This is a genomic window from Ruegeria intermedia, from assembly GCF_900129345.1.
Lineage (GTDB): Bacteria > Pseudomonadota > Alphaproteobacteria > Rhodobacterales > Rhodobacteraceae > Ruegeria > Ruegeria intermedia.
In genome coordinates, this window is record NZ_FQVK01000037.1 from 1 (window position 1) to 18,946 (window position 18,946).

At 66.8% G+C, this 18,946-nt stretch carries 23 protein-coding genes and 1 pseudogene; 12 read left to right on the forward strand and 12 right to left on the reverse strand.

Going from position 1 to position 18,946, the window contains the following annotated elements; genetic code table 11:
* Positions 1–263 (reverse strand): annotated as a pseudogene (locus F3H26_RS17885) (phage terminase large subunit family protein); the annotation flags it as partial.
* Complete coding sequence (locus tag F3H26_RS17890) at positions 211–825, reverse strand: hypothetical protein (protein WP_149777337.1); 615 nt, start codon at positions 823–825, stop codon at positions 211–213. The pseudogene F3H26_RS17885 and the gene F3H26_RS17890, both read right to left, overlap by 53 nt.
* Before the next feature lie 109 nt (positions 826–934).
* Here F3H26_RS17890 and F3H26_RS17895 point away from each other — a divergent pair, with 109 nt between their 5' ends.
* Both F3H26_RS17895 and F3H26_RS17900 read left to right on the forward strand, forming a co-directional pair.
* Positions 935–1,204: a hypothetical protein gene (locus tag F3H26_RS17895; RefSeq protein WP_149777338.1), complete on the forward strand. Its 270-nt coding sequence runs from the start codon at positions 935–937 to the stop codon at positions 1,202–1,204.
* A gap of 95 nt (positions 1,205–1,299) precedes the next feature.
* Positions 1,300–1,887 (forward strand): DUF3489 domain-containing protein, encoded by a 588-nt coding sequence (locus F3H26_RS17900; RefSeq protein WP_149777339.1) that lies wholly within the window; start codon positions 1,300–1,302, stop codon positions 1,885–1,887.
* Positions 1,888–1,940: 53 nt separating this feature from the next.
* On the opposite strand, the gene F3H26_RS17905 is transcribed toward F3H26_RS17900, so the two are convergent.
* The 10 genes from F3H26_RS17905 to F3H26_RS17950 all read right to left on the reverse strand — a co-directional run bounded on the left by F3H26_RS17905 (position 1,941) and on the right by F3H26_RS17950 (position 9,650).
* Positions 1,941–2,165, reverse strand: a complete 225-nt coding sequence (locus F3H26_RS17905; protein ID WP_149777340.1) for a DUF7220 family protein — start codon at positions 2,163–2,165, stop codon at positions 1,941–1,943.
* Positions 2,162–3,145, reverse strand: coding sequence for a DNA cytosine methyltransferase (locus tag F3H26_RS17910; protein ID WP_149777341.1), 984 nt, complete (start codon positions 3,143–3,145; stop codon positions 2,162–2,164). Before F3H26_RS17910 ends, F3H26_RS17905 begins: the two co-directional genes overlap by 4 nt.
* Entirely contained in the window at positions 3,145–4,476 is a 1,332-nt protein-coding gene (locus tag F3H26_RS17915; RefSeq protein ID WP_149777342.1) for a site-specific DNA-methyltransferase, read from the reverse strand. Before F3H26_RS17915 ends, F3H26_RS17910 begins: the two co-directional genes overlap by 1 nt.
* Before the next feature lie 346 nt (positions 4,477–4,822).
* The gene (locus tag F3H26_RS17920; protein WP_149777343.1) at positions 4,823–5,263 is read right to left on the reverse strand and encodes a DUF6362 family protein; all 441 of its coding nucleotides are present in this window, start codon (positions 5,261–5,263) and stop codon (positions 4,823–4,825) included.
* Positions 5,256–5,465, reverse strand: coding sequence for a hypothetical protein (locus F3H26_RS17925; protein WP_394349792.1), 210 nt, complete (start codon positions 5,463–5,465; stop codon positions 5,256–5,258). The genes F3H26_RS17920 and F3H26_RS17925 overlap by 8 nt, the downstream gene beginning before the upstream one ends.
* Complete coding sequence (locus F3H26_RS17930) at positions 5,462–5,719, reverse strand: DUF6378 domain-containing protein (RefSeq protein WP_149777344.1); 258 nt, start codon at positions 5,717–5,719, stop codon at positions 5,462–5,464. Before F3H26_RS17930 ends, F3H26_RS17925 begins: the two co-directional genes overlap by 4 nt.
* Entirely contained in the window at positions 5,716–6,339 is a 624-nt protein-coding gene (locus F3H26_RS17935) for a crossover junction endodeoxyribonuclease RuvC (RefSeq protein WP_449421235.1), read from the reverse strand. Before F3H26_RS17935 ends, F3H26_RS17930 begins: the two co-directional genes overlap by 4 nt.
* The gene (locus F3H26_RS17940; RefSeq protein ID WP_223162567.1) at positions 6,329–8,737 is read right to left on the reverse strand and encodes a phage/plasmid primase, P4 family; all 2,409 of its coding nucleotides are present in this window, start codon (positions 8,735–8,737) and stop codon (positions 6,329–6,331) included. Before F3H26_RS17940 ends, F3H26_RS17935 begins: the two co-directional genes overlap by 11 nt.
* Positions 8,698–9,444, reverse strand: a complete 747-nt coding sequence (locus F3H26_RS17945; RefSeq protein WP_149777345.1) for a PD-(D/E)XK nuclease family protein — start codon at positions 9,442–9,444, stop codon at positions 8,698–8,700. The genes F3H26_RS17940 and F3H26_RS17945 overlap by 40 nt, the downstream gene beginning before the upstream one ends.
* Positions 9,444–9,650 carry a DUF6511 domain-containing protein gene (locus F3H26_RS17950; protein WP_149777346.1) on the reverse strand — a complete coding sequence of 69 codons (207 nt, stop codon included), beginning with the start codon at positions 9,648–9,650 and terminating at the stop codon, positions 9,444–9,446. Before F3H26_RS17950 ends, F3H26_RS17945 begins: the two co-directional genes overlap by 1 nt.
* 237 nt (positions 9,651–9,887) lie before the next feature.
* Here F3H26_RS17950 and F3H26_RS17955 point away from each other — a divergent pair, with 237 nt between their 5' ends.
* The 10 genes from F3H26_RS17955 to F3H26_RS18005 all read left to right on the forward strand — a co-directional run bounded on the left by F3H26_RS17955 (position 9,888) and on the right by F3H26_RS18005 (position 18,894).
* Positions 9,888–11,081: a hypothetical protein gene (locus F3H26_RS17955; protein ID WP_149777347.1), complete on the forward strand. Its 1,194-nt coding sequence runs from the start codon at positions 9,888–9,890 to the stop codon at positions 11,079–11,081.
* Positions 11,050–12,135: a hypothetical protein gene (locus tag F3H26_RS17960; RefSeq protein ID WP_149777348.1), complete on the forward strand. Its 1,086-nt coding sequence runs from the start codon at positions 11,050–11,052 to the stop codon at positions 12,133–12,135. The genes F3H26_RS17955 and F3H26_RS17960 overlap by 32 nt, the downstream gene beginning before the upstream one ends.
* Positions 12,136–12,294: 159 nt before the next feature.
* Positions 12,295–12,900, forward strand: coding sequence for a helix-turn-helix domain-containing protein (locus tag F3H26_RS17965; RefSeq protein ID WP_149777349.1), 606 nt, complete (start codon positions 12,295–12,297; stop codon positions 12,898–12,900).
* A gap of 153 nt (positions 12,901–13,053) precedes the next feature.
* On the forward strand, positions 13,054–13,344 hold the full coding sequence (locus tag F3H26_RS17970) for a hypothetical protein (protein ID WP_149777350.1): 291 nt from the start codon (positions 13,054–13,056) through the stop codon (positions 13,342–13,344).
* Positions 13,341–14,237, forward strand: coding sequence for an ATP-binding protein (locus tag F3H26_RS17975; protein ID WP_149777351.1), 897 nt, complete (start codon positions 13,341–13,343; stop codon positions 14,235–14,237). Before F3H26_RS17970 ends, F3H26_RS17975 begins: the two co-directional genes overlap by 4 nt.
* A gap of 3 nt (positions 14,238–14,240) precedes the next feature.
* Positions 14,241–14,858, forward strand: a complete 618-nt coding sequence (locus F3H26_RS17980) for a hypothetical protein (RefSeq protein WP_149777352.1) — start codon at positions 14,241–14,243, stop codon at positions 14,856–14,858.
* An 11-nt stretch (positions 14,859–14,869) separates the two neighbouring features.
* Positions 14,870–16,552, forward strand: coding sequence for a DEAD/DEAH box helicase (locus tag F3H26_RS17985; protein WP_149777353.1), 1,683 nt, complete (start codon positions 14,870–14,872; stop codon positions 16,550–16,552).
* 196 nt (positions 16,553–16,748) lie between these two features.
* Positions 16,749–17,201, forward strand: coding sequence for a DUF2924 domain-containing protein (locus tag F3H26_RS17995; protein WP_149777355.1), 453 nt, complete (start codon positions 16,749–16,751; stop codon positions 17,199–17,201).
* Positions 17,198–18,508 (forward strand): recombinase family protein, encoded by a 1,311-nt coding sequence (locus F3H26_RS18000; protein ID WP_149777356.1) that lies wholly within the window; start codon positions 17,198–17,200, stop codon positions 18,506–18,508. The genes F3H26_RS17995 and F3H26_RS18000 overlap by 4 nt, the downstream gene beginning before the upstream one ends.
* Positions 18,505–18,894, forward strand: coding sequence for a hypothetical protein (locus tag F3H26_RS18005; protein WP_223162568.1), 390 nt, complete (start codon positions 18,505–18,507; stop codon positions 18,892–18,894). Before F3H26_RS18000 ends, F3H26_RS18005 begins: the two co-directional genes overlap by 4 nt.
* Positions 18,895–18,946 lie beyond the last annotated feature (52 nt).

Genomic DNA, 18,946 nt, shown 5'->3' on the forward strand with positions numbered 1-18,946 from the left:
TGGGTCGGATCGCCGGGGCTCAGCCGATCCATGATCTCGCGCATATAGGGCGTGCGGTCCGTGCGATAACGCCCCGGCTCGGCGCTTGCGCGGGTTCCCAGCCGGCGATGGCGATCCGCCCATTGCGAAACCGTCAGGTCGGGATCGGGCCGGATGCCGCTCCGCCAGGCCCGAAGAATCCCCTCCGCCCCGTCGAATTCCTCCGCTCCGTCATCCGAGCCTCGGCCGGACCTCGGCGAGGCTGTCGAGTTGGGCGCGGACATGGGTTTCGAGCAGTCTCTGGATCAGCGCGGTCGTGACCGCAGTTTGTGCATCTGCGTTTCCGGCATCCGCAGCCTGTGCGAGCGCCAATGCCAGTTCGGCGGCCATCGCTGCCGCCACCCGCGCCGGCCAGTTGACCCAGGCGTCGCGCTCCTCGCGCGCGAGCCGGAACACAAGCGTTTCCGCTCGGGCCCGATCGACGAGCTCACCCTTGAGCTTCTGGAGCCGGATGCGCCGCTCCTGCGCCTTCAGCACCTCATGCGCCGTCTTCGCTTGCAGGAAGGTGGTGCCGCCGCCGGTCGTGGGCGCGGCCAGCCCCTGTTCGCGCAGCGTGTCGCCGACGGCGGAGACGGCCGCCTCGGGCACAGGCTTCAGCCTCTGCTGTTTCGGCGCCTTCCTGGTCTTCGACGGGTCGGTCGCCTCGGCTCTGAGCCGGTCGGACGCCTCCGCGTCGATGCTGCCATCCTCGTGCAGCGCCAGCCGGCCGGCGGCCTTCGCCTTCTGGATCGCGCCCCGTGACAGGCCGACGCGGGCGGCATACTGGCGCTCGCTCATGCCCTGCATCGGCGGCATCGATTGTTATTCAAAATCAAGTTCTTATCCGGTTGATAAGCGGGGTGCCTGGAGCGAACCTCCATCCCACAAGTACGACGCAACTCACCCGGAGCCAGCCATGACCCCCCTGAACCCCGAGACCACACCCCGCCACGAACTCCGCGCCGAGAAAGCCCGGTGCAACCGCGATGCCGCGCTCGGTGCCTTCGTGTCGCGCAAGGCCGAGATCGACGAGATGCTCGCGCGGCTGCAGGCGCTCAGCGACGACCATTTCAATGTCAGCCCCGACGAGGTGAACTGGGGCCATGTCGGCAGTCTCGGCCATATCGCCGAGCGGCTGCGCGACATTTGCGCATTCGCCTTCGGCGAGGATGCGCCCACCGAGTGATCTCCGGCCCAGCCGGAACTCCCGCCGCGCGTCCTGCGCGGCTCGGGGTCGTGGAAGGGTCGCGACGGTCGCGGCCCCGATGAAGGAGACCCCGGATGACCAGACTTTCCGACACCCAGCTCGTGATCCTCGGCGCCGCCGCGCAGCGCGAGGACCGCAACGTCCTGCCGCTGCCCGGCAGCTTGCGCGGAGGTGCGGCGCAGGAAGTGATCGGCGCGCTCATGAAGCGCGGGCTGATCGCCGAAACCGTGACCGACCAACGCGCGAAGGCCGATCCTGCGCTCAACCGGATCTGGCGCAACGGCGAGGACGGCTGCGCCATCCTCCTGCACATCACCGATGCTGGCCTTGCCGCCATCGGAATCGAGCCGGAGGGCGGCGACAGCGCGCCCGTGGGCGCCGACGAAGCGCCGAGTGCGGAGGCCCCGCAGGACGCTCCCGCTGCGGCCGACCGCGCACCCAAGGCGCGCACGCCGCGCGCAGGCACGAAGCAGGCCAAGCTGATCGAGATGCTCCGCGCCGAGGGCGGCGCCACCATCGACGAGATCGTTGCTGAAACGGGGTGGCAAGCTCACACCGTCCGCGGCGCCATGTCCGGCGCGCTGAAGAAGAAGCTCGGGCTGACCATCACCTCCGAGAAGGACGAACAGCGCGGACGAGTCTATCGCATCGCCCGCGACTGACGTCCCGCACTTCGAAATCTCGCTGCCGCCGCCCAATGTCGGGCGGCGGTTCTTTATTGCGCGCCCCGGATCCGGATCGCCTCGAACAGGCGCCTCAGCAGGTAGCCGCGCGCAAGCGAGACGCCGACGAAGGCGAGGCCGATGGTCAGATGCTCCGCGAGACCCGTCTCGATCCCGAACCACGGGAACACGACGCTCTGCGTGGCGATGGCCAGAACGTAGCCGACCACGACGTTCGTTGCCGCCTCGACCAGCGACATCGCGCGGCTCTGCTTCATCGCAGACTCTCCAGAAACGCTGTCACGAACTCCGCCGCGAGCGGCGGCACGATCGCATTGCCATAGCCCCGCAGGAGCCCCATGCGGCCGGGTATCCCATCAGCCAGCGGGAATGTTCCGGGCTCAACGGGCCTCCACTTCCCATCCCGGCAGAGGAGCCAATCCGGATCTCGCCAGACGCCGTCCGTCGCATCGGTCCCGGCGGGGTCGGCGCTTTCGACCAGTCCACCAGCTTCACTGTCCTGCGGCTTGCATCCGTGTTGCCCGCCGCGTTGTACGCTGCCGTCGCGGGCGAGCCCGCCATTGCCGTCGGCCAGCCCGCCAGCCAGACCTGCCGGCCGAGCAGCGCGTTGATCGGGACGGACCGGCATTCCGATCCGTCCTTGTGATCCCGCGCCGAGGCTGTCGCCCAGCCCGCCCGGTTCCAGAGCGACGGCGCCGAAAAACAGGCGCTGCCGGATGTGCGGCGCGCCGATGCCCGCAGCCGGCAGATCGGCCGCCGCGACGGCGTAAGATGCCGCTTCCAGGTCAGCCGCCAGAGCGTCGAACCACGCCCAGCCAGCCTTGCCTTCAGTCGCCGCTCGACCAGCCTTGCCAACCTTTCCGAGCACCGCCGCGCTTGCGACCTGCTCGCCGAAGACGAGCTTCGGTCGGCAGGCGGCGACGAGGCGCAGGAATGCCGGGGCGAGATGGCGGTCATCGTCCTGTCCCTTGCGCTGTCCAGCCTGGCTGAATGGCTGGCAGGGCGGCGAGCCGGTCCAGACGGACAGATCCTCGGCCGCGCCGGCGAGGCGCAGCGCATAGGGCCAGCCGCCGATCCCGGCGAAGAAATGACATTGCGTGAAGCCGTGCAGGTCCGCGGGCTCCACCTCGAGGATGGACCGGTCGTCCACCACACCGTTCGGCAGCAGCCCGGCCGCGATCAGCTCCCGCAGCCAGGCGCAGGCCGCGGGATCGGCATCGTTGTAGTAGACGGCCATCAGGCAGCGGCATCGGCCCCAGTGGCGGCGGTAGCGCCCAGCCGCTCGGCTCTCACCTCGGCGAAGGTTCGACCATCAGCATCCAGGATCGCTTCCTTGCCGGTCCCGGCCTGCCAGCGCTCCACGGCGACATCGACGTAAGCCGGGCTGATCTCCATGGCGTAGACGCGGCGGCCGTTGGCTTCGCCGGCCATGATCTGCGAACCCGAGCCCGAGAACGGCTCGTAGCAAAGGCCGCCGCGCGCGACGTGCTGGCGCATCGGAATGCCGAACGCGTCGAGCGGTTTCGGCGTCGGATGGTCGGGTCGCTCGTCCTTGGCGAAGGACGGCATCTCCCAGGTTGAGGGCAGCGTTTCCTCGGCCACCTTCGGCGGGCGGTGCGGACGCCGCCAGCCCATGAAGCAGGGCTCGTGCTTCCAGAGGTAATGCGAGCGGGTCAGAACCCCGCGGTCCTTCACCCAGATGATCTGCTGGTGCACGAAGGCCCCGGCCTTCTCCCAGCAGGCCTCCAGCATCGCCTGACGGCGCGAGGCGTGCCAGCAATACCAGGCCGCATCCTCGGTGATCGCTTCGGCGACAGCGGCGGCGATGAAGCCGTCGTAAAGCTCGGCGCCTTGGCTGCTGTCGTCCCAGGTCGTGCCGTAGGAGGCGGACCAGTCCTTGTTCCGCGTCGGGTGGTTCGAGCCGTCGTAATCGACGAGATACGGCGGATCGGTCGCGAACAGGACCGCGCGTTCGCCATTCATCAGGCGGCGCACGTCGTCGTGGTTTGTGCTGTCGCCGCACAGCAGGAGATGGTCGCCGAGGATCCAGAGGTCGCCTGTCCGCGACACCGGGTTGCGCGGCGGCTCGGGGATGGTCACCGGCGGCACCGAGCCCCCGGCGCCACCTTCTTCTTCACCGCCACCGTCCAGATCGAAAGCCAGCAGCTTGTCGAGTTCGCCATCAGAGAAACCGACCAGCGACAGGTCGTAGTCCTCGGCGAGCAGGTCCTGCAGTTCCGCCGACAGCAGCGCGTCATCCCACGGGGATTCAGTCAGCCGGTTGTCCGCGATGCGATAAGCCCGGCGCTGCGCCTCGGTCAGGTGCCCGAGCACGATCACCGGCGCTTCGGTCAGTCCCAGTTGCGTCGCGGCCAGCACGCGGCCGTGACCAGCGATCAGCTCGCCGTCCTCGCTCACGAGGCAGGGGACGGTCCAGCCGAACTCGGCCATGCTGGCGGCGATCTTGGCGACCTGGTCGGCCCCGTGCATCTTCGCGTTCTTGGCGTAGGGCTGGAGCTTGGCCAGAGGCCAGGTCTCGATCCGCTCGGGGGCGAAGCTCAGCGTCATGGGCGGTGTTCCGTGAGTGGTGGCGGATTCCGGCGGGGCGGAGTCCACCGGCTTGCCCGCTGGACTCCGGCATCCACGGGGTATCCACCCCGCTTGTCCGGTCATGTCTTTGATGTTACGACGATTTTACGGCGCCGGGGTGGATCCGGATTCCGGGTGGCTTCCCAAAAATCCGGCCCTGTCGCTGGCGAAATCCCGCGCCAAGCCCGCCAGCATACGATCTCGGCCCAGAAGGAACCGTGGCCTTGGCTGGGTGGCCTTCCGGCGCACCGATCGAACTTACCCCTCACATACCGGCGGGATCGCAAAAGTGTCTGGAAAAAAAATACGCTCGGCTTCAGAACGCTCACAGCGCCGGGTCGTCGGCGCGTGCGAGGTCGATGACCTGCTGCATGGACAGCCGTGGATTGAGGCGGCGGTTGTTCAGCCGGTGCGCGATCAGACACAGGGCATAGACCCAGTGTTGATGGGCGGAGGCGCGCTGAAGGCCGACCGCGCGGCAGACCTCGCGCCAGCGATAGCCGTAGGCACGCAGCCAGACGATCTTGCCGTCGACGGGGTCGAGGCCCACCGTCCAGGACAGCGTCTCCTCCATCCGGCTGATCGCCTGCGGCGAGGGCAGCACGCGCATCCGTTTCGGCTCCTGGCCCACCTTGTCGGCAAAGCTGTGAATGATCTCGGGCCAAGTGCTGAAATACCCCCGAAGTCGTGGTTCCGGCAGCCGCTTGAGCACGAAGGCCGCCTCGGAAAGGCGGGCCTCGACAAGGGAGGGTGTCCATCTATCCATGACGCCCTCCGTCATCGGCGGCGCGCGGCCCGTAGAGGCGGTCGCCCAGTTGGCGCACAAGCTCTCGCTCCGGCCAGGTCAGCCGCTCGTCGTCGACGGACACCGCCAGAATGCCCTGTTCGCGCCAGCCGTCGCGCTTGACCTGTTCGGGATCGCGGCGGCGCCCGCCATAGCCCGGAGGCGTAAAGCGCATGGTCTTCATCGTCTCGCCTCCGACATCAGCGCCGCGTAGCCGATCACGTCCACAAGGCTGTCGCGATGCGCGGGGTCATGCGCGAGCCGCGCCAGTTTCAGGTCGATCATGCAGAGCGCCACCTGCGCGGGACTGATGGGCACGCCCAGCGTGAGGGACCAGCGCGCCGCGATGGCGCGCAGGGCATCCGTCGCCGGCCCGTAGGTCTCGGCGCGGGCTTCGAGCACATGGGCGGCTTCCTCGAGGATCGCGGGACGGATCATGCCATGCCTCCCTTCGTCTCGATGGCCCAGAGCAGCAGCGCGATGGCATCGGCCTCGTTGTCGTCGGCGGGGTCGAAGCCCCGGGCGCGAACCGCGTCGATCATCGCCTGCTTCGCCGCATTGCCCTTGCCGGTGGCGTGGCGCTTGATGGTGCCCACCGGAACGCCCTCGTAAGGCACGCCGCGCAGCTCGGCCCATGCGGTCAGCGTGGCCATGAGCCCACCGTAGACATGGGCCGCATCGGTGCCGGCGTGGCGACGAACTTCCTCGAACCAGATGGTGGAGATGGGCCCCGACATCCGGTCGATCTCAGTCAGCCAGTTGGTGAAGCGCAGATACCGCATGCCGCCGCCGTCGAAACGGCTCGGCCGGAACGAGACCGTGCCGCTGGTGATCAGCCCGTCATGCCCGTGCAGCGCCCAGCCGGTCGTGGTGCCGAGATCGAGCGCAAGCACCGTGTCGGGGAGTACGTCTCCATTCGTGGCCTTCGCTTCGGTGGCGGTTGTGGCGGATGTGGCGGGTTGTTCGGTAAACCTCTCACGGGCGCGCGTGTGCGCACGCGTGACGGTTATATGGTCATAACCCGCCACATCCGCCATTTCCCTTGTTTTACTGGTCATTGTAGTCCCCCTCGAACAGGTCGGTCTTGTTGTCCTTCACGGCGATCCCGCGAAATCCGCGCACCGTGCTGGTCTTGAATTTTTCGAAGCCGCGGGCACTCAGGGTCTCGGAGAACCGCTTCATCGAGCCGGCGTACTCCCCGTTCGCCTCGGCCCAGTTCTTCCAGCTGTTGAAAAGCTCGGTCGATCCGGACTCGTAAGAAGGGCTGCCGACATCGCAGCACTCCTCAATCCAGCGACCGAGCGCGTCCTCGGCCTCGAAGTAATCCTCGGTCGCGGCCATCACGGCCTCGGGCGGACGCAGCCCGGTTTCCTGCCACTCGAGGCAGCCCTGGAGCGCCCAGGCGAGGATGCCGTCACGCTCGGCCAGAAGCCGGTCGGACAGGCGGCGGTCGCGTTTGGCCGGCGGGATGGTGACCGTGAAGGGCACCATGTGCAGCCGTCGCTTCATCGCCTCGTCCACGTTGCGGATGGACGGCTTGTGGTTGCCGACGATCAGCAGCTTGAACTGCGGGATGAACTCGAAGAAGTCCTGCCGCATGAAGCGGGCGGTGATCTTGTCGCCCCCGGTGAGCGCCTTGAGCTTGCTTTCCGCCCAGCGGCTTCCCTGTTCGGTTTCGATGGAGGTCACGATCCGCGCGCCGCGGAGCCCCGCCATGTCGGTGGGGTGCCTGTCGCCATGGGTGGCCATGAACATGTCCATGGCCGCGACGGTGGCGTAATCGCCCATGATCGCGGTCAGCGTGTTGGCAAAGACCGATTTGCCGTTGGCGCCGGTGCCGTAAAGGAAAAAGAGCGCATGCTCGGTGGTCACGCCGGTCAGGCAGTAACCGGCCATCCGGCGCAGATAGGCCTGAAGCTCTGCGTCACCGCCCGTGACCGTGTGAAGGAACGCCTCCCATGTCGGACAGGCGCCCTTCGAGGCCGCACCCGCGATCTTGGTCATGAAGAGCTGCGGATCGTGGGCGGATAGCGCGCCGGTGCGAAGGTCGATCACGCCGTCGCCGGTGTTCAGAAGCCAGGGGTCGCGGTCCCAGATCTCGGTCGTGCTGGCATGCCTGCGATCGCTGCGGGCAAGCCGCTCGACGGCGGCCACCGTCGCCGCCGAGGAGAGCTTGGTGCGAATGCGCCCAGACGGCGCGCGCACCGCCGCCTCGCGGCAGACCTGGCGCGCAAGATCGAAGGCCTGCAACGTGTCCTCGCGCCGCCAGACCGCCCCGGTCCAGGTGAGCCACTGGCCCCATCCGGCCACGTAACGCCAGCGATCGGCGTGCCGTTCGGCAAAGCGCGCCGCCAGCGCGTCCTCGCTGAAACGCACGGGCGTCGGGCCATCATTGTCACCGCCACCGCCATCGGTGCCTTCAGGAAGATCATCGTCGAAGGCCCCATTGCGCTCGAGATCGCGCTGCCACAGACGCTCGGCTTCGCGTTTCAGCCTGTCCTCCGGCCAGGGCGGATCGATGCGGGCGAGATTGTAGGCCTTGATCTCGTCCCAGGCCTCGCCCGGCGTGACATGCCCCTCGCGGCAGCGACGGATCCAGTAGCCGATGACGCGCGACAGCGCATCGAAGCGGGTCGTGCCGTCAACGCCGCCTTCGCGAACGGGGCGCCCGAACAGTTCCGGAACCGTGTCGCCTCCACGACCTGCGCCGTTGAAATCGAGCGTGTCATCCGAAAGCCCCTCCATCGGCGGCATCGCCAGGATAGCCTCGGTGAGCTCGCCAAGGTCGTGATCAATCTCGGCGTGACCGACGATCTCGACGAGCCGCCGACTGCCGCCCTTGGCGTGGATGCTGCCCGCGACCCGGATCGGCTGATGGGCGGATTTGAAGGCCGGATCGCCGCCGACCTTCGCGGCAATCGTCTGCCGCAGCCGGCAAACGCGGGCGATGTCCTCGCCTTCCGCCGGCTCGGTCAGGCGCCAGTAGAGATGCAGCTTGCTCTGACCCTCCGCCGTCACGCCGCCCGAGGCGACGACCAGCGTGGGCCGTCCCACATGGTGTTCGAGATGGGCGCGTTTCGCTGCGATGTCGCCATGGTCGAGATCGACCAGCACGACCTGCGTCTGCACGATGTGCTCGGCGCGGGCATCGCCGGGTTTTTCGACCGTGCCTGGCACGACGAAGAGCGCCATGCCCGCGCCCGCCGCCCAGTCCGCCTGACGCGCGAGCATTTCGGCGAGCGTGTCGTCGGCGGGCAGGAACGGCGTGTGCGGGGGGGCGTCCGCCGCGCCCTTTTCTGCCAGCGCCCGCACCGGCACCAGATGCTCGCAATAGCCGAACACCGCGCTTGCGTAGGTCGCGATCATGTCGCGATCGGGAACGGGTGTCGTGTCGGGGGTGTTCAGTGGCGCGTCCGTCATGCCCAGCACCTCTCTTTCCAGGCGCAGAAGCGGCATTCGAAATGCTCGGTATCCTCCGTGTGCCGGGGCAGCAGTTCGCCCGCGTCGCAGGCGCGCAGGATGCGGACCGCCTTGTCGCTGGCGGCCTGCGCCCGTTCGGCATCGAACGGAACCAGCTCGTGCCAGATCTCGCAGCTGTCCTTGTTGATCGCGGTAAAGAGCGCCGGCGCCTCGGTGAGCCCGAGATAGGCCTGGTAGAGCGCGATCTGCGCCGCATAGATCGGCTTGGCCTTGACCACGCCGCGCCTGCCGATCTCGCGCCAGTTCTTCGCGTTGGCCGACTTGCACTCCCAGAGCGCCGGAACTGCCATGCCGTTCAGCGCCGCCACGATGACGCCATCGGCATGCCCCTGCAGGCGGCCGCCCGCAGCGGAGAAGCCGAACTGTTCGCCATGGCGGTTGCGCGTTCTGAGATCGAAGCCGGCCTTGCGCAGCCAGTCGATGGCCAGATCCTCGAGTACATGACCAAGCGCGAAGATGCGCAAGGAGCGCCCGGTGAAGTCCGCGCCGTCGTCCTTCGCCACCTTGAGGTATTCGTATTGAAGCCGCCGCTGGCAGGCATCGCCCAGCCGGCTGCCCCCGAGATAGTCGCGCGCAGGTCGGCCCGCATTCTCGGCTGTCAGGGCGGCGTCGATGAGGGCGTTCACCGCATCCGCGAAATCGGGCTTCTTCTCCCGATGGTTGAAGTCCAGAAGCGCCGCCATCAGAACGGAACCTCCAGGTCGGTCTTCGGCGTCGAGGCGGCCATGGCCTCCTGAAAGCCGTCGATGGCGGCCTCGGCGAGCGCCTGGGCCTGCTCGGCCGAAAGTTCGTTGAAACGGGTCGCCCAGCCGATCTCGGCCATCAGCTCGCCCATGAATTTCATGGCGGTTTGAAGCGCTTGCCGCTCGCGCGCGTCCGGATCAATCATGAAACGCCTCCCGCGATGCGCGCGAGACGGGTGAGAAACGAGGGGATGGGATCGCGCCGGGCGCGATCGAAAACTGCGATCATGGGGAAAAGCTCCAGCTGCCTTTCCTCACATACCGGCGCGGCTCTCGGCCTGTCGGATGGCTCATCAAGAACATTTCGTGAACAAACGCTTGAATGAACGGGGTTCCGTCGATAGCCTGAACTCCCCCCGATTCATCCTGGAGCGGAGTCGCGCATGGCATCATTCAATCCAAAAGTATTCATCCGGCCGGACGGCTTGAAACGGATTGCAAACGTTCACCTGATCAATCTTCTCAACCCGTGGCGGGAATACTTTGCGCGGCGCAAATTTACCTTCCCGACCGATCCCGAGGACGAGTTCCCGCACAACGATCTGGCGAAGGTTCTTCTGACCTACGATCCCGGCATGCCGACGGAGCTGATGAACGGTCTCTATTACATCGACGAGGCCGCGTCGGACGAAACCCTCGAGTGGCTGCTCGAGCGCGCCGCCGAGGAGGGGATCGCAATTGCGCCCGCCGAAAAGTCCACGACTGCCGATGTAGCCGTGCAGATCCACCTCGCACGGCCCAGCGTTCTGGAGGCCAGGACGGTCCGGGCCATCGCCTTCAACAAGTCGGCGTTTCAGTATTATCCAGGCAGGCACGGCGACAAGAACGACCTTCCGGAGGTGACGGAAGCGCATCTTGCTCAGATGGCCGAAATCATGAACCCGTGGTTCGACGAACGCCGCAAGGGCCAGGGCGTGCGGGCCTTCGTTTTCAGCCGTGAACGGAAATTCTGGCTGGTCATCCGGCACGGGAAGGCCGCGGTTCGGGAAGGCAAGCACGAGGAAGACGGGGAATCCGGCGCCGCCTTCTACCGGCCGCAAAAGCACGACGTTGTCATCTACGATGCGATGTTGGACCTGCTCGGGATCAACGCAGAGACCAAGGGCGAGCGCGATCTCTACCGCAAAACGATCGGCCAATTGGTCTTCGGCAGGTCCAACTACTTCGGCGAAGGGGATGTTTTCACCCTTGCACCCATCAGGACGGTCGGGCCCGACATACTGAAATGCGGCGATATCGAAGGCGTGACGCGCGTCCGCCTGCTAGAAGTCGTGTGCGTGATTCCGGGTGATCCCCCGCAAATCGACATTCGGCGCTCATCTCACCTCTACCGGTCTCTCGGAACGCGATGGCAGGATGCACTGTCGCGTGGAAAGATCACTTCTGCCAAGTTCGGCTTCCTGTTTGACGATTCGAGTCGCGAGCGCGGCGTTCACATCCGCCTCGACTCGGCGCGCTACGACCGGGATTCGGACGCAGAACAGGTCGAGGCCTGGTTGCGTGAGCGGGGGTTCTTCAACATCAATCGAGAAACGGATGTCATCGATGAGGACGAGCCGGTTCTGGCAGGCGCTTGAGACGCTTGGCGGTGCGGCTCCGCAATGCGACTGGGTACGACAACTCGGCGCCGACTGGGCCATCGCAGGGGCGCTGTTGCAACGAACCGGTGATTTGGCCGAGAACCTTGTGTGTCCCCGATCGAGCGAAAACGGCTGCCTTCGCAACCTTGTTGCGTTGCCAGACGGCAGGTTCCGTGCGGATTGCGGCGATGTTCCGCAGCGTTGCGATACCCTCCGTCTCGAAAAGGATGACGTTCGGATTCTCGTGCTTCACCGTGGCAAGCTCGCCTCCGCTCTGATCCGCGCCTTTGGCCTGCAAGACGCGACCGCGGCAACTGTTCCCAAGCACGTACTCACGCTCGGACGCTACGATGTTCGGGCGGGCGTCGGGTTCGCCATATTCCTCGGGCTCGCCGAAAACGGGAATCCCCTGGCCTTCACCGATCTGGCGCCTGTATTTCGAACGCCCGGCCCAAAGGCGGTACTGATCCCTTATGCTTCGGTCATTGATGCTGACCTGACTACGAGGCTGACCGTCGAGGGCGCACGCATCTTCCTGCTCGACGATGTCGTGGTATGGGACCCGCGAACCACGCTCGCACCTCGATTCGATCTCAGTACGATCTTTCACGATCTCATCGTGAAGCTTCCGGGCTCCGACGATGATGCATCGAGGCCGCCTGCGCTGGCGTTGCCGCCCGGGACGACCTGGTCGTCGATCCGGATCGCATTCGAGAATGACGAGCTCTTCAATCTGAGCGGGCCGGGCGTTCATCGCGCCGTTGCGCCCGCCGATATCGGTATGGCGGACAAGCGTACGGGCAAGGCACGACTCCCGTGGGAGTGGCTGCGCCATTTCGCGCTTCACGGCGGCCGTATCCCCGTGGGCAACAGTAGCGCCCAGAAGCACAAGCAATTCGTGAGCGAACATCTCACTGCCTTCACCGGGATCGCCGAGGACCCCATCGGCGACGATGCCGGGCACTATGTCGCGAAGTTTGCCATCGATGGCAGCGGGTTGAAGCAGGGCGTCGCGGGCATCTCCCGACGAAATTTCGCCGGGCACCGCTGAGAAAATCTCAAAAAATCTGCGCCATGAAACCGCCGGGGAGCAAGGCTCGCCGGCGGTTTTTCATCGCAAGGAAGCCGCTCCAACCGCCGTCCCAGCGAAATTTCGCCGGAGCCGGGTACTCGGGCCGCGTGCCCGTCCACCTGGACGAAGGCGAAAACCATGGAGCAGCTTCAACAGCTTACCGATCCCACCACCCGCATTTCCCGCAATATCCGCATCCGCGCCGCGCGCCTGGCACGCTCGGGCGCCGTGCCGGGGCTCGATGCCGAGGACATCGAGCAGGAACTGCGCCTCGATCTCATCAGGCGCGCGAAGAACTTCGATCCGGCGAAGTCTTCCTTCGACACATTCGCCGATCGCATCGTCGCCAACCGCGTGGCCACGCTTGCGAGCGCGACCGCCGCGATGCGCGCCGAACGGGCCATGCTCTGCATCGACGCGCCGGTCGGCGATGACGATGGGGGCCTGACCCTCTCCGACGTCCTGCCCGAAGCCGCGGCGCTCGATCCGGTCGACGAGTTTTTGATCGCCCATGGCCCCGGCCTGCGCGGCGACGTGGGCAGGCTCCTGGCCGCGCTCTGCCCGGCGACGCGGCAGGTCGCGATGGCCGTCAGCCAGCTCAGCATCTCCGAGGCGGCGCGCGCGCTCGGTGTGCATCGCAGCACCATCTACGAGCGGCTGGGAAGGATCCGCGCGATCGCCACGGAGATGGGCCTCGACGGGTATTTCGAGGCGGCCCCGACAGTTGCGGCCCCGCGCCGGTAAGTGAGGGCAAGCACTCAAGCCAATTCATGCCGGGCCTTCGGGGGAATGAAAGACCCTCAGGGAAACACCCCGACCGCGAGCTCCAGGGCGGCGTCGGGCCCGGCAGCCGACACCTTACGGACGATCCCTGGGCAAGACGAAAAGGAGCAGCAGATGTTCAAATCCCCCCTCACAAAACTCCGCCAGTCGCACTGGTCGGCGTCATTTCCCGATACCATCGCGATCCCTCCGTTGGCGGAACGCGCCGCGCGCACCCGTCCGGTGGACCGCGCAAGCGTCGACGACATTGCCTTTGCCCTCGTCGCGCTCGAGGAAGAACGCCGCGGCCTCGGCCAGACCATCATGGCGCTGGAGGACGTGCTGCGCATGGCGCGGCGTCAGGGCGCCAAGGGTAGCGACAACGCCGTCGCGGCCGCCGCCCGCGATCTGGAGGCGCGCAAATGAGCGCGCCCTTCCAACCCGCCCCGCTGAAGATCATCACCGCCGACGAACGCCTGCGCGAGACGCGCGGCATCAAGGGGGTGCTGACCGGTATCTCCGGCATCGGCAAGACCAGCCAGCTCTGGACGCTCGATGCCGAGCGCACCCTGTTCGTCAATCTCGAGGCCGGCGAACTCGCCGTTCAGGGCTGGCCCGGCGACGAAATCCGGGTCCGCGACTGGGAGCGCGCCCGCGATCTCGCCTGCTGGATCGGCGGCCCAAACCCGGCGATGCGCGAGGATCAGCCCTACAGCCAGCACGACTACGACCGCGTCTGCGCCGCCTTCGGCGATCCCTCCCTGCTCGACAAGTACGACACGATCTTCGTCGACTCGATCTCCGTCGCCTCGCGCATCTGCATGCAATGGTGCAAGGGGCAGCCGCAGGCGCACTCGGACCGCAGCGGCAAGCTCGACCTGCGAGGCGCCTACGGGCTTTTGGGCCAGGAAATGATCGGCTGGCTTACGCATCTGCAGCACACGCCGCGCAAGAACATCTGGCTCGTGGGCCTGCTCGACCGGAAGATCGACGACTTCGGCAAGCCGTATTTCGCGATGCAGATCGAAGGCTCGAAAACCGGCCTCGAACTGCCCGGCATCGTCGACGAGGTCATCACCCTTGCCGAAATCCGCCCCCAGGAAGGTGAACCGTTCCGCGCCTTCGTCTGCACCACGATCAACGATTTCGGCTTTCCGGCGAAAGACCGCAGCGGCCGGCTCTCGATGATCGAGCAGGCCCATCTCGGCCGCCTGATGGCGAAGATTCGTGCGGGCTCCGGCGCGCAGGCGAGCGCCGATCTCGACTTCGATCTGCCGCAGCAGCCGGCCCAGACCAATCCCACGACGAAAGGAGCCTGACCCATGGCGGACAACATGGATTTCAACGGCGCCGAGGCCCAGGACGCCGCATTCGACCTGATCCCGGCGAACACCCTCGTCAAGGTGACGCTGACCATTCGCCCCGGCGGCGCCGGCCCCGAGGGCTGGCTCACCCAGAGCCGCACCAGTTCTGCGCTCTATCTCAACACCGCAGCCGTCGTGCTCGAAGGCCCGCATGCGCGGCGGCGCATCTACACGCGCATCGGCTTCAAGGGAAAGAGCGTCAACGAGCGCGGCGAGGACACCTATGCCAACCGTGGCCGGGCGCTGATCCGCGGCATTCTGGAATCGGCGCGCGGCATCAAGGCCAGCGATCAGTCCGAGGCGGCCCGGGCGGCGCGCATGATCCGCAGCCTCGGCGATCTCAACGGGCTCGATTTCGTGGCCCGGGTCGGCGTCGAGAAGGACCGCAACAACCCCGACGATGCCGGGCGCAACGTGATCAAGGCGGCGATCGGCCCCGAGCACGCGCAATATTCCGCCGTCATGGGGGCCGCGCCCTCGGCCGGCATGGCGGTGCCGCCCGCGCCGCAGACGCCCCCGGCGCCGTCCGCTCCCGCGGCGCCTTCCGCCAGCGGCGCACCCTTCTGGGCGCGCTGAGGGAGGCCGCCATGATCCCTCGCGACTATCAGCGGGCGGCGGTCGACGCCGCCCATGACCGCACGGCCGAACATGGCAATACCATGCTCGTGCTGCCGACCGGAGCCGGCAAGACGGCCATCGCCGGCTTCTATCTCGGCGAACAGGCCGAGCGGGACCGCGATGCCAGGGTGCTCGTGCTGCAGCACACCGATGAGCTCATCGAACAGAACCGCTCGGCGATCAGCCAGATCTCGGGCCTCGACACGTCGGTGGTGAAGGCGGAGCGGGATTGCTGGGACAGCCAGGTGATCTTCGGCAGCGTGCAGACGCTCGCCCGGGAACACCGCCGTGCCTCCATGCCCAAGCTGAGCCATCTGGTGATCGACGAATGCCACCGCGCGGCCGCCGCGAGCTACCAGGCCATCCTCGCCCATGCGCGCGACGCCAATCCGGACCTGAAGCTTCTCGGCCTCTCCGCCACGCCCGGCCGCGGCGATGGCCGAAGCCTGCGGAAGACCTTCAGCAATGTCGGCTATCACCTGCGGATCGGCACGCTCATCGCGCGTGGCCTGCTGGTCCCGCCCCGGACCTTCACCATCGACCTCGGGATCGAGGACGAGTTGTCCGGCATCGACAGCACCGCCGGCGATTTCGACATGCGCCAGGCGGACAAGGTGCTCAATCGCGCCGTGCTCACCGAGGCCGTGGTCGAGCACTGGACGGACAAGGCCGCCGACCGGCGCACGATCTTCTTCTGCGCGACCGTGGACCATGCCCAAGCGGTGACCGAAGCGTTTCGGGCCGCCGGCGTTTCGGCGGAGACGATCACGGGAGACATGCCGGCGCGGGCGCGCGCGGACCTCATCGCCCGCTTCGACCGGGGCGAGGTTCGGGTGCTCACCAACTGCATGGTGCTGACGGAAGGCTTCGACAGCCAGCCCGTGGGCTGCATCGGTATCTTGCGCCCCATGCTGCACAAGGGCACCTTCATTCAGGCGGTCGGACGCGGGTTGCGCCGGGTCGATCCCGAACGCTTCCCCGGCATCGTCAAGACCGACTGCATCGTGCTGGATTTCGCGGGCGCGGCGCTCCGCCATGGCACGCTCGAGCAGGAGATCGACCTCGACGAGGACGAGACACCGACCGGCGAGCGCCCGTGGAAGACCTGCCCGTCCTGCGAGGCAGAGCTGCCGCTTGGCGCCTCCATCTGCGATCTCTGCGGCCACGTCTTCACTCGCGAGATCGGCGAGAAACGTCTGCTGACCACCTTCGAGATGACCGAGATCGACCTTCTCGATCGCTCTCCCTTCTTCTGGTGTGACCTTCATGGCGACGGCCAGGCTCTGATGGCCAGCGGTTTCCAGGGCTGGGCCGGCGTGTTCCACGATGGCACGCTCTGGCACGCGCTCGGCCGGCCCAGGGGCCAGGCGATCCGCCCCCTTGCGGTGGGCACGCGGGTGCAGGCACTGGCCGCGGCCGACGATTTCCTGCGCATGACCGAGACCTCAAGTGCCGCCGCCAAGAGCAGGCGCTGGCTCAACGATCCGGCCAGCATGCGGCAGATCGAACTGCTGCAACGGGCGGGCTTCGAGACCAGCGGCATGGATTTCGGACTGTCGAAATACGCCGCCAACTGCCATTTGAACTTCCGCTGGAACCGTGCCGCAATCCGCGCGGCGGTGCTCCGCGACATGGGCCGCGCCGCCGCATGAAACGCCCCAACCCCCTGCCACCCGACCTGCTATCCCCGGCCGAACGCCGGACGGAGCTCTGCCGCCTGCTGGCGGCCGGGCTGGTCAGGCTGCGAATGCGGGAGAACGGGCAACTCTCTGGGGAGAAGGGAGAATTTCCGCTACACAACTCACGCGACCAGAGCGGTAGTGCAGGTCCAACCGACCGGAGGACCGCATGAACACGCACGATCCCATCCTCGCGCGGCTCGCCGCGCTCAAGACCATGAAGACGCCGGAACTGAAGGCCCAGTGGCGCGAGCTGTTCGACAGCGCGCCGCCGCCCTTCAACCGCCGCTACCTGGAAAGCCGGCTGGCCTACCGCATCCAGGAGCTCGCCTATGGCGGGTTGAAACCCGAGACCATCCGGCAGCTCGAACGGCTCGGCGAAGAACTCGACGGCGGCGACCGCAAGAAGAGCCGCGTCCGCGCGGACACCATGCCAATCGCCGGCACGCGGCTGATACGCGAATGGCAGGGCGTCGAGCACGTCGTCACCGTGACCACGGACGGCTTCGAGTGGCAGGGGCGGCCGTACAAGTCGCTCTCGGCGATCGCGCGCGCCATCACCGGCACGCGCTGGAACGGCTGGGTGTTCTTCGGCCTGAAGAACCGGAGGGCGCGGACATGACCAAGCCCATCGTCCGGAAACAGCGTTGCGCGATCTACACGCGGAAGTCGTCCGAGGAAGGGCTGGAGCAGGAGTTCAACAGCCTCGACGCCCAGCGGGAGGCCTGCGAGGCATACATTGCCAGCCAGCGCTCCGAGGGCTGGGTGCTGGTGCGCGACCGCTATGACGATGGTGGCATCTCCGGCGGCACGCTGGACCGGCCCGGCCTGCAGCGGCTGATTGCCGACATCGAGGACGGGCTGGTGGACGTAGTCGTCGTCTACAAGATCGACCGGCTCTCGCGCTCGCTCGCCGACTTCGCCAAGCTGGTCGAGGTATTCGACCGAAACGGCGTGACCTTCGTGTCGGTGACGCAGTCCTTCAACACCACCACCTCCATGGGGCGGCTGATGCTGAACATCCTGCTCAGCTTCGCCCAGTTCGAGCGCGAGGTGACGGCCGAACGCATCCGCGACAAGGTCGCCGCCAGTCGGAAGAAGGGGATGTGGATGGGTGGGGTGCCGCCCTACGGCTACCGGGTCGAGAACCGCAAGCTGGTGGTGGATGACGAGCGCGCCGAGCATGTCCGCTGGATCTTTGCCCGCTTCCTCGAAATCGGCTCGGGGACGGAACTGGCGCGCGAGGTCGAAAAGCGCGGCATTCGCACGCCGCGCGGCAACCGGATCGACAAGAAGTACCTCTACCGGATGCTCAACAACCGCGCCTATATCGGCGAGGCGGTCCACAAGGGGCAGAGCTACCCGGGCGAGCACAAGGCGATCATCGACCGCGAGACGTGGGACCGGGTGCATGCAATCCTGCAGGAGAGCCCCCGCAAGAGGGCTGCCCGGACTCGCGCCGACACGCCCGCGTTGCTGAAGGGTCTGCTGTTCGGGCCAGACGGCGCTTCGTTTTCGCCAAGCCATACGCGCAAAGGAGATCGGCTTTACCGCTACTATGTCAGCCAGACCGTGCTGAAACACGGCGCCGGATCGTGTCCAATCGGCCGCGTGCCCGCGGGCGAGATCGAGGCCGCCGTCATCGACCGGCTCCGCGCGGTGTTCCGCCAGCCAGAGATCGTGGCGGGGACATGGAAGGCGGCGCGCGCCCATGCCGACGACATCACCGAGGCCGACGCCCGGACCGCCTTGCAACAGCTCGACCCGCTGTGGGACGAACTCTTCCCTGCCGAGCAGGCGCGCATTGTGGCGCTGCTGGTCGAGCGGATCGACATCGGCACCGAGGGGCTCGACATCCGGATGCGGGTGGATGGGTTGCGCGGTCTTGCGCATGAGATGATGGCCGGCGGCTTGGGAGAAGCCGCATGAAACCTGCCGCCACACCCGACACTATTATGCTGCACGTCCCGTTCCGTCTGGTCAAACGCGGCGGACGCAAGGAGGTGCACCTGCCCGACGGCGCGCCGGTGCCGCAGAGGACCGACAGCACCCTGATCAAGGCGCTCGCCCGCGCCTTCCGATGGAAACGGATGCTGGAATCGGGCGAGTTCGCCACCATCGCCGAACTGGCCGAGTGCGAAGGCATCGCACCCTCATACATGACCCGCGTCCTGCGGCTCACGCTGCTCGCGCCGGACATCGTCGAGGCGATCCTGGACGGGCGGCAGGGGCCAGAGGTGACGCTGGGGCGGTTGCTGGACGGGTTTCCGGCGGAGTGGGAGGCGCAGCAACCATCTTTTCACAAGGTCGAATAGCAGGCCTTTTGCAAACAGCTTCGCACGCGCCCATCCATAAACACCATCCTGC